The organism is Streptomyces europaeiscabiei (assembly GCF_036346855.1).
In the GTDB taxonomy this organism is placed as follows: domain Bacteria; phylum Actinomycetota; class Actinomycetes; order Streptomycetales; family Streptomycetaceae; genus Streptomyces; species Streptomyces europaeiscabiei.
Window position 1 is genome coordinate 559,321 of record NZ_CP107841.1, and the last position, 16,409, is coordinate 575,729.

At 70.9% G+C, this 16,409-nt stretch carries 15 protein-coding genes; 6 read left to right on the top strand and 9 right to left on the bottom strand.

Going from position 1 to position 16,409, the window contains the following annotated elements:
* The first annotated feature begins 90 nt into the window (after positions 1 to 90).
* The gene (locus tag OG858_RS02675; RefSeq protein ID WP_086747866.1) at positions 91 to 1,032 is read left to right on the top strand and encodes an SGNH/GDSL hydrolase family protein; all 942 of its coding nucleotides are present in this window, start codon (positions 91 to 93) and stop codon (positions 1,030 to 1,032) included.
* Here the strand turns inward: OG858_RS02675 and OG858_RS02680 are convergent.
* Both OG858_RS02680 and OG858_RS02685 read right to left on the bottom strand, forming a co-directional pair.
* Positions 1,029 to 2,033 carry a TerC family protein gene (locus OG858_RS02680; protein WP_328545172.1) on the bottom strand — a complete coding sequence of 335 codons (1,005 nt, stop codon included), beginning with the start codon at positions 2,031 to 2,033 and terminating at the stop codon, positions 1,029 to 1,031. The two genes, OG858_RS02675 and OG858_RS02680, sit on opposite strands and share 4 nt — an antisense overlap.
* 161 nt (positions 2,034 to 2,194) lie before the next feature.
* Positions 2,195 to 2,674, bottom strand: coding sequence for a VOC family protein (locus OG858_RS02685; protein WP_086747868.1), 480 nt, complete (start codon positions 2,672 to 2,674; stop codon positions 2,195 to 2,197).
* Positions 2,675 to 2,895: 221 nt separating this feature from the next.
* On the opposite strand from OG858_RS02685, the gene OG858_RS02690 reads away from it, so the two are divergent.
* Both OG858_RS02690 and OG858_RS02695 read left to right on the top strand, forming a co-directional pair.
* Positions 2,896 to 3,552, top strand: coding sequence for an ATP-dependent Clp protease proteolytic subunit (locus tag OG858_RS02690; protein ID WP_319265253.1), 657 nt, complete (start codon positions 2,896 to 2,898; stop codon positions 3,550 to 3,552).
* Positions 3,552 to 4,154 (top strand): ClpP family protease, encoded by a 603-nt coding sequence (locus tag OG858_RS02695; protein ID WP_086747870.1) that lies wholly within the window; start codon positions 3,552 to 3,554, stop codon positions 4,152 to 4,154. Before OG858_RS02690 ends, OG858_RS02695 begins: the two co-directional genes overlap by 1 nt.
* 147 nt (positions 4,155 to 4,301) lie before the next feature.
* Here the strand turns inward: OG858_RS02695 and OG858_RS02700 are convergent, their stop codons facing one another.
* Both OG858_RS02700 and OG858_RS02705 read right to left on the bottom strand, forming a co-directional pair.
* Positions 4,302 to 4,667, bottom strand: coding sequence for a helix-turn-helix domain-containing protein (locus OG858_RS02700; RefSeq protein ID WP_086747871.1), 366 nt, complete (start codon positions 4,665 to 4,667; stop codon positions 4,302 to 4,304).
* A gap of 85 nt (positions 4,668 to 4,752) precedes the next feature.
* On the bottom strand, positions 4,753 to 5,346 hold the full coding sequence (locus OG858_RS02705) for a DinB family protein (RefSeq protein WP_256960334.1): 594 nt from the start codon (positions 5,344 to 5,346) through the stop codon (positions 4,753 to 4,755).
* Positions 5,347 to 5,544: 198 nt separating this feature from the next.
* Here OG858_RS02705 and OG858_RS02710 point away from each other — a divergent pair, with 198 nt between their 5' ends.
* A complete protein-coding gene (locus tag OG858_RS02710; protein WP_086747873.1) occupies positions 5,545 to 7,014 on the top strand; it encodes an FG-GAP-like repeat-containing protein in 1,470 nt (489 codons plus the stop codon).
* 33 nt (positions 7,015 to 7,047) lie between these two features.
* Here OG858_RS02710 and OG858_RS02715 read toward each other — a convergent pair whose 3' ends face one another.
* Positions 7,048 to 8,430, bottom strand: coding sequence for a DUF6777 domain-containing protein (locus tag OG858_RS02715; RefSeq protein WP_179200916.1), 1,383 nt, complete (start codon positions 8,428 to 8,430; stop codon positions 7,048 to 7,050).
* A 192-nt stretch (positions 8,431 to 8,622) separates the two neighbouring features.
* On the opposite strand from OG858_RS02715, the gene OG858_RS02720 reads away from it, so the two are divergent.
* The gene (locus OG858_RS02720; RefSeq protein WP_086747876.1) at positions 8,623 to 9,909 is read left to right on the top strand and encodes a streptophobe family protein; all 1,287 of its coding nucleotides are present in this window, start codon (positions 8,623 to 8,625) and stop codon (positions 9,907 to 9,909) included.
* A gap of 58 nt (positions 9,910 to 9,967) precedes the next feature.
* On the opposite strand, the gene OG858_RS02725 is transcribed toward OG858_RS02720, so the two are convergent.
* Positions 9,968 to 11,299, bottom strand: coding sequence for a lysine N(6)-hydroxylase/L-ornithine N(5)-oxygenase family protein (locus OG858_RS02725; protein ID WP_086747877.1), 1,332 nt, complete (start codon positions 11,297 to 11,299; stop codon positions 9,968 to 9,970).
* A gap of 118 nt (positions 11,300 to 11,417) precedes the next feature.
* On the opposite strand from OG858_RS02725, the gene OG858_RS02730 reads away from it, so the two are divergent.
* Entirely contained in the window at positions 11,418 to 12,365 is a 948-nt protein-coding gene (locus tag OG858_RS02730; protein WP_086747878.1) for a methionyl-tRNA formyltransferase, read from the top strand.
* A 135-nt stretch (positions 12,366 to 12,500) separates the two neighbouring features.
* Here OG858_RS02730 and OG858_RS02735 read toward each other — a convergent pair whose 3' ends face one another.
* The 3 genes from OG858_RS02735 to OG858_RS02745 form a co-directional block, all read right to left on the bottom strand.
* Entirely contained in the window at positions 12,501 to 13,313 is an 813-nt protein-coding gene (locus tag OG858_RS02735; RefSeq protein WP_086747882.1) for an ABC transporter ATP-binding protein, read from the bottom strand.
* Between the two features lie 373 nt (positions 13,314 to 13,686).
* Positions 13,687 to 14,796 carry a FecCD family ABC transporter permease gene (locus tag OG858_RS02740; protein WP_086747879.1) on the bottom strand — a complete coding sequence of 370 codons (1,110 nt, stop codon included), beginning with the start codon at positions 14,794 to 14,796 and terminating at the stop codon, positions 13,687 to 13,689.
* 453 nt (positions 14,797 to 15,249) lie between these two features.
* Positions 15,250 to 16,290, bottom strand: a complete 1,041-nt coding sequence (locus OG858_RS02745; protein WP_046703690.1) for a FecCD family ABC transporter permease — start codon at positions 16,288 to 16,290, stop codon at positions 15,250 to 15,252.
* Positions 16,291 to 16,409: the final 119 nt, after the last annotated feature.

Here is a 16,409-nt window from a genome sequence, read left to right on the forward strand (position 1 = left end):
GCGCCCTCGTGGCCGACACGGGTCTTCCGCCCTGACCCGCGCTGTGCTTGCCTGGGGAACCGTTTCGATGGCCGGGGCGGGAGTCGCCGTATGCGCAAGCCGTGGATCACGGGAATGGCGGGGGCGGTGCTCGCCGCGCTGCTGCTGGGCGCGTGCGGGGATCCGGAGTCCGCGCCGGACGAGGCACCGCCGTCGGCCGCGGCGCCGGACGCGTCACCGACCACGCGTCAGCGGGCCGCCACCGCGCGCCCGGACACCGACGGTGACACCACCGACGCCGGCGCGGTGAAACCGGCGCCCAAGGTGCTCTACCTCGGGGACTCGCTCGCCACGGAGAACCAGAACGTCCTCGGCGCGTTCCTGAAGGACGACCTCGACGCCCGTTACACGAGCGCCCCGTACTCGGGCACCACCCTGTGCGACTACCTGGAGGGCACCGCCGACCGGTCGCTCGTCCCGGGCCAGGACAAGGCGGCGGCGCTGGTGCGTCGGCTGAGCCCGGACTATGTGGTGCTGCAGTTCTGGGGCAACGCGTGGGACTACACGCCCTGCATGGACGGCATCACCTATGGCAAGGCCCGCACGGAGTACTTCCGGCGGTACACGGCCGCCGCCGAGCAGCTCACCGACCAGATCGCGAACGCGGGCGGCACGCGCCGGCCGACGATCGTGTGGGTGCTGCAGGGCCCTGACCCGATGACCCCGGACCGGGTCCGCCGGGTCAACGCCCTGTACGAGAAGCAGGCCAGGGCCTCCGGTGACATCGTCGCCGACGCCGGCCGGGCCGTGAGCCCGGCCTCCGCCCGCTACACCTGGGCCCAGTACCTGCCGTGCACCGCGTACGAACGCGAGCACGACGGCTACTGCACCCAGCCGGGTCGTGCCCGCACGGCCCTCCACCACGACAAGGACTACCTGCACTTCTGCCTGGCCCCGACCACGTCCAGGCCGAGGCCGTGCCCGGTGCCGTCGCCCGGCATCACGCGGATGGCCCGCGAGATCGCGCGGGCCATCGCCGACGAAGCCTCCTAGACCGGCTGTGAGGTGTGTTCGTCGTCTCCCGAGGCCGCCGCCCGCTCCTCCTCCTCCTGCTGCTGTCGCTTCGAGGCCCACAGGCTCGTCACCGTCGTCACGGCCAGGACCAGGACGATGAAGCCGAGCGAGAAGGGGATGGATATCTCCGGGACGTGGACGCCGGACTCGTGCAGGGCGTGGAGGACGAGTTTGACACCGATGAAGCCGAGGATGATCGACAGGCCGTAGGAGAGGTGGACGAGTTTCTTCAGGAGGCCGCCGATGAGGAAGTACAGCTGGCGCAGGCCCATCAGGGCGAAGGCGTTGGCGGTGAAGACGATGTACGGGTCCTGGGTGAGGCCGTAGATCGCGGGGATGGAGTCCAGGGCGAAGAGGACGTCGGTGGAGCCGATGGCGAGCATCACGACGAGCATCGGCGTCATGACGCGCTTGCCGTTCTCCTCGATCCACAGCTTGGTGCCGTGGTACCGGTCGGCCACTCCGAATCGTTTCTCCACTGCCTTGAGGAGCTTGTTCTCCTCGTACTCCTCCTCGTGGCTCCCCTTGCGGGCGTCCTCCACCAGCTTCCAGGCGGTGTAGATCAGGAACGCGCCGAAGAGGTAGAAGACCCAGGAGAAGGTGGAGATGATCGCCGCGCCGGCCGCGATGAAGATCGCGCGGAGCACGAGCGCCATGAGGACACCGACCATCAGCACGCGCTGCTGGTACTGCGAGGGCACGGCGAACTTGCCCATGATCAGGACGAAGACGAAGAGGTTGTCGACGCTCAGGGACTTCTCGGTGATGAAGCCCGCGAAGAACTCTCCCGCGGGCTTGCCCCCGCCGACGGCCAGCACGACCAGGCCGAACGCGATCGCCAGGGCGATCCAGACGGCCGACCAGATACCGGCCTCCTTGATCGACACGTCGTGGGGTTTTCGGCCGATGAAGAAGTCGACGGCGACCAGTACGCACAGGGCGACGATCGTGAGCAGCCAGGTGGTCAAGGAGACGTTCAAGGTTCCTCCGGGTAACGGGTGGTGCACAGGAAAGCCTCACGGGCGTCCTTTGCGACCGCTACCCGGCTCAGGTAAAGATTCGTCGAAATCCAGGCACTTCCCCGGTGGGAGGCCCGGTCCTGGGGGCCACCCACCAAGGGGGAAGGTTTCCGGGAAGCCGGCTACTCGCCCGCGTACGCCCTCTCCAGCGCGGCGAGATCGAGTTTGCCCATCGACATCATCGCCGCCGTCGCGCGGGACGCCTTCTGCGGGTCGGGGTCGCTGATCATCTCGATGAGGGCGGTGGGCACGACCTGCCAGGACACCCCGAACCGGTCCTTGAGCCAGCCGCAGGGACCGGGCTCGCCGCCCTCGGTGAGGCTGTTCCAGTAGTGGTCGATCTCGTCCTGGTCGGCGCAGAGGATCTGGAAGGAGACGGCCTCGGTGAACTTGAACTGCGGGCCGCCGTTCAGGGCCACGAACCGTTGGCCGTTGGCCACGAAGTCCACGGTGAGCACGGAACCGGCCGGCTGGGGTGCGCCCTCGCCGTAGTGGGTGACCCGGCCGAGCCGGGAGTTCTTGAAGATCGAGACGTAGTGGGCGGCCGCCTCCTCGGCCTGGCCGTCGAACCACAGGCAGGTGGTGAATCCGTCACTGGACATGGGTGCCTCCTTCGGCGGGGTGTGTTCGTCTCTGTGTCGACCGATCCTGGTCCCGAAACTCATCGGTGGCGCGGGCACGAGATGTGGCCGACCTTGGCGGGCGGTCGTCGCTCTGCTGTCGGCGAATCTGCCGTGGGCAGAGAAAGGCCAGGTGAGGGGCGGTCCATGGGGAGAGTGGAGACAGCGGCCACCGCGGTCGCGTCCATCCACAGGGAGGAACCGTGACTCCACTGATCACCGGCCGGGCCCCGACGCTCGCCCCGCGCGCCGAGGAGGGCGACACCTCGCCGTCACGCTTCGACGACCATCTCGCGGCGCGGCTCCTCGCGCAACGGATCGTCCTGCTCGGCACCCAGGTCGACGAGGTCTCCGCGAACCGGGTCTGCGCCCAGTTGCTGCTGCTGTCGGCGGAGGACCCGCGCACCGACATCAGCCTCTACATCAACAGTCCGGGCGGTTCGGTGACCGCGGGCCTCGCCATCTACGACACGATGCGGCTGGTCCCGAACGACGTGTCGACGCTGGCGATGGGCTTCGCGGCGAGCATGGGCCAGTTCCTGCTGAGCGTGGGCACGCACGGCAAGCGGTTCGCCCTGCCCAACGCGCGGATCATGATGCATCAGCCGTCGGCGGGCATCGGCGGCACCACCGCCGACATCGAGATCCAGGCGGAGAACCTGGAGTTCACCAAGCGGACCATCGAACGGATCACCGCGGAGCACACCGGCCAGAGCGAGGAGACGATCTCCCGGGACGGCGACCGTGACCGCTGGTTCACGGCCGAGCAGGCCAAGGAGTACGGGATGGTCGACCGGGTCGTCGAGTCGCTCGACGACGTTCGGCCGGCCTCTTCACGCCGACGGATGGGACTGCAGTGATGGGGACGTACACCATTCCGAACGTGGTCGAGCGGACCCCGCAGGGCGAGCGGTCGTACGACGTGTTCAGCCGGCTGCTGTCCGAGCGGATCATCTTCCTCGGCACGGAGATCGACGACGGGGTGGCGAACGTCGTCATCGCGCAGCTGCTCCATCTGGAGTCGTCGGCACCGGAGAGCGAGATCGCGATCTACCTCAACTCGCCCGGGGGATCGTTCACTTCGCTGATGGCGATCTACGACACGATGTCGTACGTGCGCGCGCCGATCTCGACGTTCTGCGTCGGGCAGGCGGCCTCGACCGCGGCGGTGCTGCTGGCGGGCGGGGATCCCGGGCGGCGGTTCGTGCTGGAGCACGCGCGGGTGCTGCTGGGGCAGCCGGCGAGCGGGGGACGTCAGGGGACGGTCTCCGATCTCGCCCTCCAGGCCAAGGAGATGGTGCGGATCCGGGCGCAGGTCGAGGGGGTGCTCGCGCGGCACACGGGGCGTGATGTGGGCGAGCTGCGGGCCGACATGGATCGGGACAAGGTGTTCACAGCGGAGGAGGCGGTGGCGTACGGGCTGGCGGACGAGGTGTTGAATCGGCGGTTGGTGGGGGTCTGAGGCTCGCCGAGCGGGGAGGATGCGTCGCTCCTTCCGGCGGCCGCGGTCCGGACGTGACTGCTCGCGCCATGCGGCGAAACGCGCCCACGCGGCGAAAGCCGCCTGTCGACGCGGCCCCGCGCCCCTTCAGGGCGCGGGGCGGGAGCATCAGGCCACGAGGCACAGTCCGTTGTAGGGAACCCCGGACGTCCTGCGGGTGGTGTGGCGGGTCAGTTCCGTCTGGGCCAGGGACAGCAGGTCGCCCAGGCCCAGGCCCAGGGCCTGGGCCGCGGCCGCGAGGACTTCCGACGAGGCTTCCTTGCGGCCTCGTTCCACCTCGGAGAGATACGGCATCGAGATGCGGGCCTCGTCGGCGACGTCCTTCAGAGTGCGTTCCTGGGCGAGCCGTTCGCGGCGGAGTACGTCGCCGACGAGGTCGCGCCAGAGGGGTTCCTTGGCGGGTGGGCCGGCCGGAGGGGCCGTCGCCGGGCGCAGGGTGATGACTCGGGCTTCGTTCGAGGCTTGTTGGCTCACTTCTTCAGCCTAGGAACTCCGTGCGGGAGGGGAAGAGGGCGGCGTTCCGCCCTCAGGGAAATCGTCGGGAATCCGCTCCGGGGTCTCACTGACCGATGCGGCCGTCGATGCGTTCGCGCAGGAAGTCGGCGTGGCCGTTGTGGCGGGCGTACTCCTCGATCATGTGGACGAGCACCTCACGGAGGGCGATGGGTTCGTCGTCGTGGCGGCCGGCGACGGCGAGGTCGGGGGCGGCCGCCACGAAACGCTCGGCGAAGTCGACCTCGCAGCGCCAGGTCTTCCAGGCGTCGGCGACGGCCTCCTCGTCGGCCACGGCGTCGTTGAAGTCCCCGTCGGGGTCGTCCCCGGCACGATAGTGGCGCGGCGACGCCGGCTCGCCCGCCAACGCCTCACGGAACCAGTACTGTTCCACGCCGGCCAGGTGGCGTACGAGCCCGAGCAGTGACATGTTCGACGGTGGCACCGCGCGGCGGGCCAGGGCCTCGGCGTCGAGACCCGCGCACTTCAGCTCCAGGGTCAGCCGCTGGTTGCGCAGGTATCCGACCAGCGTGGCCCGTTCCCCGTCGAATCCTCCCTCGCCGCGCGGGTCCCCCTCGGGGCCGACGAACCTGTCGCCCCACCCCGTCCTCCGCTCCGGCAGTGGCTGTTCGTCGGGCCGCGTATCACGATGGTCGGTCATGCGGAGGAGCATCGGTCGTCACCGAGGCGGTCCGCCACTGCTTTTCGCTCCTCGGCTCTCCGAGACCGACGGCGGTTTCTGTGAACTCCCGTACAACCCTTGCGCCCCATGCGGTGTCAAACAGGTCGCCGGACAAGGAACGGGCCCTTTCCGGACACCCCCGCGCTGCCCGGCCTTTCTTACTGTCTGGAGCCGTACATGCGCAAGAACCGTTCGGCAGCACTCGCTGCCGCCACATTTCTTCTCGTCTCCGGCGCGGCGATCGCCACCGCGCCGTCCGCGTACGCCGGGGTGCCCGGCAGCACCCAGGCCAGTGACCGCAACAGCGACTTCAACGGGGACGGATACGAGGACGTCCTGGTCGGCGCGCCCGGAGCCACCGTCAGCGGCAAGAGCGGCGCGGGACTGGTGACCGTGCAGTACGGCTCGACCAAGGGCATCGGTACGAGCAACGTCGCCAGATTCAGCCAGTCGACGTCGGGGGTCGCCGGCGCGGCCGAGACGGGTGACGGGTTCGGCCGGGCGGTCGCCACCGGCGACCTCGACGGCGACGGGTTCGACGACGCGGTGGTCGGCATTCCCGGCGAGGACCTCGGCTCGGTCAAGGACGCGGGCGGCGTGGCCGTCCTGTGGGGCTCGAAGGCCGGGCTCAAGGGCGCCGAGAGCGACTGGCTGGAGACCCAGGAGCCCGCCGCCGGTGAGCGGTTCGGCGCCGGTCTGGCCGCGGCCCGCTTCACCGCCGAGAGCGAAGGGGACATCCTCGCCGTCCTCGACGGGTACGGCCTCGAACTGTTCGCGTACGACGACGCGGCACCGAGTTCGATGCGCCGGGAGTCCACCCGGCGGCTCGGCGCCGAGGCCGAGGCCCGCGACATCCGGCCCACGTCCCTGACCACCGGCGACTACGACAAGAACGGCTTCGCCGACCTGGTCGTGTCGGGGCTGAGCGTCGGGGAGGAGCCGGGGTACGGCTGGTCCGCGTATCTGTCGGGGAACGCCGACGGGCTGAAGTACGAGCGTGATCTGCGCGGCGGTCCGGTCGCGGCGTCCGGGGACATCAACGACGACGGGTACGACGACCTGGTGACCGGCGAGCCGAATTCCCCGGACGACCAGCCCGGCGAGACGCAGACCGGCGGTCTGGTCGGCGTGCGCCTCGGCGGTCCTGACGGTCCGGCGGCGGAACCCGACTGGTGGGTGCAGGACTCCCCCGGTGTGCCCGGTGTCGCCGAGGCCGGCGACGGCTGGGGTTCGGACCTGTCGGTAGCGGACACCGACGGGGACGGGTACGCGGACGTGGCGATCGGCGCGGCGGGCGAGGACATCGGGACGGTAAAGGACGCAGGTGCCGTGTGGGTGCTGCGCGGCTCGGCCTCCGGGCTGACCTCTACCGGCGCCAGGTCGTGGGACCAGGACTCGGCGGACGTGCCAGGTGCCGCCGAGAAGGGCGACAAGTGGGGCGCCCAGGTCCGGCTGACCGACCCGAACAGCGACGGCCGCTTCGGGCTGCTGGCCGCCGCGCCGGGCGAGAACACCGGCGACGGTCATGTCTGGGTGCTCTCGGCGGGCGCGGGCGGCATCACGGCCACGGGGTCGTGGACGTACAACGGTGCTTCGCTCGGGGCGCCTTACGTGGACGCCCTGTTCGGGTCGGCGATCGACGAGTGAGGCGCACACGCGCCGTGCGGCTTCGCCGACCGGTCAGGAGCCCGGGGTGATCGACTCCGGGGTGTCGTAGAGGGAGGCCGACTCGGTCGTCGTGGTGTCGTCCGGCGGCGAGTCGGCCGACTCGGGGCTCTCCGGCGCCGTCGTGGGCTCGGAGGTCGGCGTCTCCGGCTGAGACGGGGGCGAGGTGGACGGGGTCACCGAGGACGAGGAGGGGCAGGGGCTCGCGCTGTCGTCGGCGTCCCGGCCCGTCGCGGTCTCCGTCGCGCCGTCGGCCTTCCGCCCGTCGTCCGTGGCTCCGCTCGGGGACGACGGGCACGGCTTGGGCGACTTCGAGGGCGGTTCCTCGGAGAACGACGTCGACACCGACGGCGAGGGCTGGTTGACGGGCGGGGTGGTCTTCTTGTCCTTGCCGCCCGTGTCGCCGGAGGGGCGGGTGAACCATTCGTCGTGGTCGGGGTCGTAGAGGACGAAGACGTTGATGATCACCGTCGAGCGCTCGACCACCACGACGTTCTGCGGCCGGTACGAGGGCCAGGAGTCGCCCTTCGGCTCGGGTGTGGTCTTCAGCGCGACCGGCGGCTTCAGCGGGTTGCCGCAGGCGCAGCGCACCCGGGGCACCCCTCGGTCGTCGACGAGGACGGCGGTCCCGGACTGCAGGACGGCCTGGTAGCTGGTGGCGGCGCCGTCGCGGTAGCCGTGGTTGGTGACGCGGGTGTCCATGCGCAGCTGCACCGGGGTGAGTGCGCGCAGATAGGCGGGTACGTCGGGGGACTCGACGCCGGCGACGGAGGCGAACGCGTCGTTCTTGGCGGGGTTCGCCCCGAGCACCTTGATCTGCTTCTCGACGTCGCAGCTGGCGACGTTGCGCGTACCGCCGTAGAGACCGGGGGACGAACCGTCCACGGCACGGGTCACATTGGCGGGTTCCGAGCTGCTCGGTGTGGCCGTGGGGGTCTCGGGCGGGGTGGAGCTGTCCGTGGCCGTCGACTCGGTGAACGGGTCGGGGCCGGACTTGCCCGCGGCCTGGAGGAAGACCTCTCCGCCGGCCGAACCGCCCGAGTCGTCGGAACGGGTGAGGACGATGATCAGGACCACGGCGACGACGGCCGCGGTGACCATGAGGGCGATACGGGGAGCGGACCGCCACCACGGATGGCCGGGGCTCGCGGGCTGCTGCCCGGAGTCGCCGGGGCCTGTGCCGCGCCCGCCGGGTCCCCCTGACCCGCCGCCGGAACCACCGGTTCCGCCCGGCCCTCCGGTGCCACCCGGGCCCGAGGCACCGCTCGGCGGCTCCGGGGGCACCCGGCCGCTCGGCCGCGTCGGGTCGGCCGGGGCGGGGCTGGGCTGCGACGGCCCGGACAGGGGGCCGGAGGGCGGTCCTGTCGGGCGGCCGGAGGACGGCTGTTCGGAGCTCACGGGTCTTCTCCCGCCGTAGGGCTGCTGCGGCGATTCAGATATTTCATCCATTCAATGCCGCTTCGTTCCACAACAGGGCCATTGTGTGCTCTGGTCCCGTGCCCCCCGCAAGCCGAAGGGGCACCGCCGCAGGCCGAGGGGTTCCGAGCTCCCGGCGCGCGGAGTGCCTGCGCCGTGCTTAGCGTGGCAAGAGTGAGTCCCCAGACCCTGCCTCCTCGGCAGACGACAGCACCTGAGCGGGCGGTCGCCCGCCACGGCTGGCTCCAGGCCCTCGCCACCGTGCTGGCCGGGCTGGTCGCGATGATCGTGGTGGCGTCCCTCGGGCTGTGGGCGGCGGGTGCGGCGGACCTCCCGGACGGCGCGTTCCCCCGGGTCGTCGCGGCCACCGTCGTGACGGCGGTCGGCGGCACGATCGAACTCTCCGGCGGCGCCGGGTCCATCGCCGAGACCCAGGCGGGCCTGACCGTGATCCCGCTGTCGGTGACCCTCGTGGGCGCACTGGTGATCGCCGCCGGGTTCCTGCGGCCCCTGCGCCACCGGGCGGTCGCGGGGGCGGCCGAACTCGCGGGCTGGGCCGCCCGCATCGCCGTCCTGTGGCTGGCGGCGCTGATCGGCCTCGCCCTCGCGGCCCGGCAGACCTTCGACGTCTCGCTGGGCGACGTGGGCGACTTCTTCGGCACCTCCGCCGACGTGGGGTTCGAGACGGCCGTGGCGCCGACGGTGTTCTTCGGGCTGCTGTGGCTCGCAGGGGTCCTCGTCCTGGCGCTGCTGGTGTCGCGCGGGGCGCCGCTCCCGGCGCGGTTGCTGCGGTTCCAGGAGTCGGTGCGCCCGGCCGCGTACGCCATGGTCGGCCTGCTGCTGGCGTACGTCGGGCTCGGGCTGGTGATCGGCGTCGTGGTGGCACTGACCCGTGGGCACGCCGCCGAGACGACCGCGCTGATCCTGCTGGGCCTGCCGAACGTCATGTGGCTGACCTTCACGATCGGCCTGGGCGCCACCTGGGACAGCCAGGTCGAGGGGCCTTTCGGGCTGCCGATGCCGAAGATCCTCGACGAGGTCGTGCGCGGGCCCGACGTGTCCACCCTGAACCTGGGCTCGCTCGCCGAGTACGACGGCCGGGTGTGGTGGCTCCCGGTCGTGAACGTCGTGCTGCTGCTCGTCGCCGCGTTCGTGATGGCGGCCCGCTCCCCGGCCCGGACCCGGCTGTGGCAGCACGCCGTGCACATGGCGGCCGCCCTCGCGCTCACCGTCCTGATGATCTGCCTGATGGCCCGGATCTCCGCGCACTACGGACTGTCGGTCATCGGGATCGGCGACCTCGGCGGCGACCTGGGCGGGGAGTTGTTCCTGCGGCCACGACTGTGGTCCACGCTCGGGCTCGCCGTGCTCTGGGGACTCGTGACCGGGTTCCTGGGCGGAGCGCTGGCCAAGGGAGTGCGTCGGCGGGGCGCGGTCGACGCGGACGCCGACCGCCGGTAGACGGGCGGGCGCCGCGCGGCGCCCGCCCCCGGTGTCAGCCGCTCATGGCGTCAGGCGCTCATGCCTCCGTCGTCGTCAGGTCCGTCGTGCGGCGGGCGAGGATGGAGTCGCAGATCTCGCCGGCGCGGACGGCCGTGGTGGAGAGCAGGGTCGAGGTGAGGCCGTGGGTGTGTTCGGTGCCGCCCTGGAGGTAGATGTCCGCGGTGACATCGGGGGCGGTGGCCACCCGGTGGTCACGGCCGACCTGCAAGGCGTCCTCGTCGTCGCGCAGGCAGAGTTTGCCGATCTCCCCCAGGTTGTCGCCGATGCCCCGCGGCCGGTAGCCCGTGGCGTGGACGAGGAGGTCGGCGGAGAGAACCTCGCGTTCCCCCGTCGGCAGGAACTCCACCGTCACCTTGACCTCGTCCGTGCCCGCCTCCACCTCGCGCAGGCGGGAGACGTTCATCATCCGCAGCCGCTCCCGGCCCTGGACCTTCTCCTGGTACATGGACCGCGAGAGCGACTCGATCAGGTCCATGTCCACGACGGAGTAGTTGGTGCTGCGGTGGTAGTCGAAGAGCGACTGCTTCACCTCGCGGGGCGCGCCGTAGTACAGGTCGACGGCCTCGGGGTCGAAGATCTTGTTGGCGAAGGGGCTGTCGTCGGCGGGTGTGTAGCCGTACTTGGCGAACACGGAGCAGATCTCGGCCTCGGGGAAGCTGCGGTGGAGGTAGTCCACGGCCTCCGCCGCGCTCTGTCCGGCGCCCAGGACGACGGCACGGCGTATCGGCCGTCCCGAGCGTTGGGCCTGTTCGACGCGGGGCAGCAACTCACTGGTGTGCCAGACACGGTCGGACAGGGCCGCGCCGGGCGGAAGGTGCGGTTCCAGGCCGGCGGCCACGCAGATGCTGCGGGCACGGCGGACGGTGAGCCGTTCCGGGTCGCCGGGGGTGCGGCTGGTGACGTCGAAGTAGCGGACCTCGCCGTCCCGGGTGACGGGGCGCACGGAGACGACCTCGGCGGAGTACTCGACGAGGTGCGCGACACGGGCGGCGGCCCACTCGAAGTAGTCGTGGAACTCGATGCGCAGGGGGAAGAGGGTCTTCAGGTTGAGGAAGTCGACGAGCCGGCCCCGGTCGCGCAGATAGCACAGGAAACTGAAGTCGCTGGTGGGATCGCGCATCGTCACCAGGTCCTTCAGGAAGGACACTTGCATGGTGGCGTCGTCGATCAGCATCCCCCGGTGCCATCCGAACCGGGGTTGTCTCTCCAGGAACCCGACCCGCAGCCCGCCCGCCGTACCGGCGTTCACGGACTGTTCATGGAGTGCGATGGCGAGTGCGAGATTCGATGGGCCGAATCCGATACCCAGTACGTCGTAGATTTCCGGCCCGGTGTGCAGCGTCGTCACCGCGTCATCGCCTTTCGTAGTACAGGTCACAGAGTTTCACAAGGTGGAACACAGCTCCCCCAGCAGAGACATGTTAGATAAGGTAAGCCTTACCTAGCAACGGCTGAGGAGGGCTCATATGCGGGTCGTTATGTTCGGGTACCAGACCTGGGGACACCGGACACTGCAGGCACTGCTGGATTCCGGCCACGAAGTGGTCCTGGCAGTCACCCATCCCAAGAGCGACCACGCGTACGAGAAGATCTGGAGCGACTCGGTCGCCGATCTCGCCGAACAGCACGGTGTGCCCGTGCTGCTGCGCAATCGCCCGGACGACGACGAACTCCTGCGCGTGCTCAAGGAGGCGGATCCGGACCTCATCGTCGCCAACAACTGGCGTACCTGGCTGCCGCCCGAGATCTTCGATCTGCCACCGCACGGCACGCTCAACATCCATGACTCGCTGCTCCCCACGTACGCGGGGTTCTCCCCGCTCATCTGGGCGCTCATCAACGGCGAGAAGGAGGTCGGTGTCACGGCCCACCGCATGGACGCCGAACTCGACATGGGTGACGTGCTGTTGCAGCGTTCGGTGCAGGTCGGGCCGCACGACACGGCGACGGACCTGTTCCACCGCACGGTCGACCTGATCGGCCCGCTCGTCACCGACTCGCTCGAACTCATAGCCTCGGGCAAGGCCGTGTGGACACCCCAGGACCGCTCGCGGTCGAGCTTCTTCCACAAGCGGTCCCCCGAGGACAGCCGGATCGACTGGACCTGGCCCGCCGAGGACCTGGAACGGTTCGTACGGGCCCAGTCCGACCCGTATCCCAACGCGTTCACCCACCACCGCGGCGAACGGATCCGGATCGTCTCGGCCGCCGTGTCCGAGGGACGTTACGGCGGCACGCCTGGGCGGATCTTCATCCGGGAGGGCGACGGGATCGTCATCGTGGCCGGCGCCGAGGCCCGTTCCGGACGACTGCCGGGGCTGGTGGTCAAGCGGGTTCGGACGGAGGACGGCACGGAGTACGCGGCGACGGACTACTTCCGCACGATGGGCGGTTACCTGACGGCCCGCCCGTGAACTCGCAGGGGTGACGGGGGCCCGTACAGGACCCTTCACGGGTGACTGCCCGCCTCTCGACCCCTCACGAGCCCGTTGCCGCCCCGGACCCGTGAGCCCGAGGGCACCGTCGGCCGCACGTCGGCCGGCGGTGCCCTACACGGGCACCGGGTCCGAGTCCGCGTCCGTTCCCTCGTGGTGGCGGCCCATCGGGATGACCATGGGGGTACTGCTGACAGGGTCCTCGCCGACGACGCAGCGCAGTCCGAAGACGTCCTCGACCATCGTGGCGGTGATGACGTCGGCGGGGGCGCCCTCGCCCGCGACACGCCCGTTCTTCATGGCGATGATGTGGTCGGCGTACCGACAGGCCTGGTTGAGGTCGTGCAGAACCATGACGACGGTGCGGCCCTGGTGCCGGTTGAGGTCGGTGACCAGGTCGAGGACGTCGATCTGGTGGGCGAGGTCGAGGTAGGTCGTCGGCTCGTCCAGCAGCATCACCGGGGTGCCCTGGGCGACGGCCATGGCGATCCAGGCGCGTTGCCGCTGTCCGCCGGAGAGTTCGTCGACGGGCCGGTGGGCGAGGTCGGTCATGGCGGTGGCCCGCAGCGCCTCGTGCACGGCCTCCTCGTCGCCCTGCGACCACTGCCGCCACCATGTCTGGTGCGGTGAACGCCCGCGCCCCACCAGGTCGATGACCGTCAGCCCCTCGGGGGCGACGGGGGTCTGCGGGAGGATCCCGAGTTGCTGGGCGAGGGTGCGGGTCGGGATGGAGTGCACCGAGCGGCCGTCGAGGTGGACGGCGCCGGCCTTGGGCGTCAGCAGCCGGGCCAGGGCACGCAACAGGGTGGACTTGCCGCAGGCGTTGGCGCCGACGATCGCGGTGACGCGGCCGGTCGGGATCACCAGATCGAGATCCTCTACGACGATCCGGTCGTCGTAGGCCAGGCGAAGACCCTCGGCGCGCAGCTCGGGGCCGTCGGCACGGGAGCCGGCGCGGGGATCCGGACGCGGATCGGGGCGGGAACCCGTGGGGGAATCGGTGGGAGTGCCGGCACGGGAATCGGCCGGGACCTCGGCACGGGAATCGGCCGGGTCGTCTTCATGGGCGCCGACCGGGACTTCGGTACGGGAATCGGCCGAGGCGCCCGCACGGGAGCCGGCCGAGGGCTCGTCAGGGGAGTCGGTGGGAACGTCGGCGCGGGACCCGGCCGCCGTGTCCGCACGGGAGTCGGGCGAGGCTTCGGCACGGGAATCGGACGGGGTGCCCGCACGGGAGTCGGACGAGGCTTCGGCACGGGCGTCGTCCTTCGTTACCGGTTCGAACTTCGATGACACGTCTTCAGCCTCCTGAACCGGCGCGGTTGGCGCGGATGAGCAGCCACAGCAGTACGGGTGCGCCGAGTACCCCGGTGACGATCCCGACCGGCAGTTCGGTGTCGGGAATGACCTTCCGGGCGGCGAGGTCGGACACGAGCACCATCACGGCACCGGTGAGCCCCGCCGCGACGGGTGGCGGGAACGGGGTGCCGGCCAGGCGCTGGGCGACCTGGGGTGCGGCGAGCGCCACGAAGGCGACGGGTCCGGCGGTCGCCGTGCCGAAGGCGACGAGCCCGACCGAGATGAGCAGGACGGCCACCCGGACGATGTGGACCCGGGTACCCAGGCCCTTGGCGACGTCGTCCCCGAGTTGCAGGACGCGGATCTGGCGGCCGAGCAGGATCGCCGGGGGCACGAGCACGGCCATGGTGATCGCGAGCGGGCCGATCTGTTCCCAGGTACGGCCGTTGAGGTTTCCGACGAGCCAGCCGAGGGCGGCCTGCGCCTGGAAGCGCTGGCCGCGGGCCAGGAGGTAGTCGGTGATGCTGGTGCAGATCCAGGCGATACCGATGCCGACGAGGACGATGCGGTAGCCGGTGGTGCCGCGTTTCCAGGCCAGGACGTACACCAGCAGCCCGGCGGTCAAGGCGCCCAGCAGACCCAGGGCCTGGGTGCTGAGGCCGCCGTCCCAGCCGAGGACGATCCCGGCGACGACCACCGCGCCGGCGCCCTGGGTGATGCCCATCATGTCGGGGCTGGCCAGCGGGTTGAGCGTCACGGTCTGCAGAAGGGCCCCGGAGATGCCGAACGCGATGCCGACGAGCAGCCCGGCCAGGGCGCGCGGCAGCCGCAGTTCGTGCACGATCAGTTCGGTGCCGGGGTCGCCCGTGCCCACCAGGGCCTTCAGCACATCGGTGAGCGGGAGGTCGATGTCCCCGACGGAGGTCTCCACGGCGAACGCCAGGAACGCGGCGGCCGCGAGCAGCAGGGAGACGGCCAGCAGGCGGGGGCGTACGACACCGGAGACGGGCGGCGCCGGGAACCGGAAGGGGAGGCGGTCGGCCGTGCGGCGCCTGGGGGTCGGATCCGCGGCGCCCTTCGAGGGCGGCACGGGCGCGAGGTCGGTCGTCATCGGCTCACAGCTCCACTGATTCGGTCGTCATGGACCGCCGGCGGCACGGTCTCGAAGGCCACGGACCGCCGATGCCGTGGCCCGGTGGCGACGGGGCCGCATTCCGGCGGCGCGGTGGCCACGGTGCCGCCGGTCCGTGGTTCACCGAATCCCGCCCGCGACCCACTCGGCTCTGCGGCCACGGGACCGCCGCTCCGCGGCTCGCCGGACAACAGCCGGAAACGCCACGGCTCGGCCGCCACGGGACCGCCGTTCGACGACTCACCGAACAACACCCGCGATCCCCGGGGCTCGGCGGCCACCGGCCCCCTGTTCCGAAGCTCGCCGGACAACACCCGCGACCCGCACAACTCGGCGGTCACGGGCAGGGTGACCCGCAGTTCGGCGGTCACCGGCCACGTCCCCCACGACTCACCGGCCATGGGCCCGCGCCTCCCCGGTCGAGAAGTCATCTCACAGCTCCGCGAGGCGTCGGCGGCGGACCAGCGCGATGAAGAAGGGGCCGCCGATGAAGGCCACGAGGATGCCCGCCTGGATCTCGGTCGGGCGGGCGATCAGCCGGCCTGCGATGTCGGCGGCCAGCAGGAGGCAGGGGGCGAGGACGGCCGACAGGGGCAGCAGCCAGCGGTGGTCCGGGCCGACGCCGGCCAGTTGGGCGAGGACGCGGGCGATGTGCGGGACGACCAGGCCGACGAAGACGACGGGCCCGATGACGGCGACCGCTCCCCCGGTGAGCAGGGTGACGGCGATGACACCCTGGACGCGGACCAGGCCGAGCTTGAGGCCGAGCGACTTCGCCACGTCGTCGCCGAGGGCGAGGCTGTTGAGGGCCGGGGCGCAGGCGAGGGCGAGGATCGCGCCGACGGCCAGGAACGGCAGGACACGCAGGAGAACCCCCTCGTCCTGGTTGGCGAGCGAGCCCGCGCTCCAGAAACGGTAGCGGTTGAGGGCGTCCGGGTCGGTGAGGGCGATGGCGCTGGTCAGCGAGAACAGCAGGGAGGTCACGGCGACGCCGGCCAGGGCGAGTTTGACCGGTGTGGAGCCGGACCGGCCGAGCCCGCCGAGGAGGTACACCAGGACGCTGGCGACGAACGCGCCGCCGAAGGCGAACCAGATGTAGCCGTACACCGATGCGATTCCGAGCACACCGACCGACAGGACGACCGCGAAGGCCGCGCCCGCGCTGACACCGAGGATGCCGGGGTCGGCGAGCGGATTGCGGGTCAGCGCCTGCATCAGCGCGCCCGAGAGGCCGAGGGCGGCGCCGGTGGCCAGGCCGAGGGCGGTGCGTGGCACACGCACGGACCAGATGACACTGTCGATACGGGAGTTGGGGGCGTCGCCGAGCAGGGTGTGCCACACCTGGTCGAGGGGGACGCCGAGCGCGCCGAACGCCATCGACAGGGCGCACAGTGTGAGCAGGGCCACGCCCGAGAGCGTCAGCAGCAGTGCCGCGCGGGGGCCTTTCGCCGCCCGGACCGTAGAGGTCCCCACGTCTTCAACTTTCTTTGATGAGGCTTGCCTTAACTGTAGGGCGAGCGCGGGTTGAACTGTAGGTCCTCCGTGGATCGCCGTCCCGCCCTCGGGGCAACTCCCACTATGAGCACCCTGTG

What these genes read in the sequence shown, in the direction of transcription:
- OG858_RS02675 (WP_086747866.1), top strand. Translation starts at nt 91, where the DNA reads ATGCGCAAGCCGTGGATCACGGGAATGGCGGGGGCGGTGCTCGCCGCG.
- OG858_RS02695 (WP_086747870.1), top strand. Translation starts at nt 3,552, where the DNA reads ATGGGGACGTACACCATTCCGAACGTGGTCGAGCGGACCCCGCAGGGC.
- OG858_RS02710 (WP_086747873.1), top strand. Translation starts at nt 5,545, where the DNA reads ATGCGCAAGAACCGTTCGGCAGCACTCGCTGCCGCCACATTTCTTCTC.
- OG858_RS02730 (WP_086747878.1), top strand. Translation starts at nt 11,418, where the DNA reads ATGCGGGTCGTTATGTTCGGGTACCAGACCTGGGGACACCGGACACTG.
- OG858_RS02685 (WP_086747868.1), bottom strand. Translation starts at nt 2,674, where the DNA reads ATGTCCAGTGACGGATTCACCACCTGCCTGTGGTTCGACGGCCAGGCC.
- OG858_RS02705 (WP_256960334.1), bottom strand. Translation starts at nt 5,346, where the DNA reads ATGACCGACCATCGTGATACGCGGCCCGACGAACAGCCACTGCCGGAG.
- OG858_RS02740 (WP_086747879.1), bottom strand. Translation starts at nt 14,796, where the DNA reads ATGACGACCGACCTCGCGCCCGTGCCGCCCTCGAAGGGCGCCGCGGAT.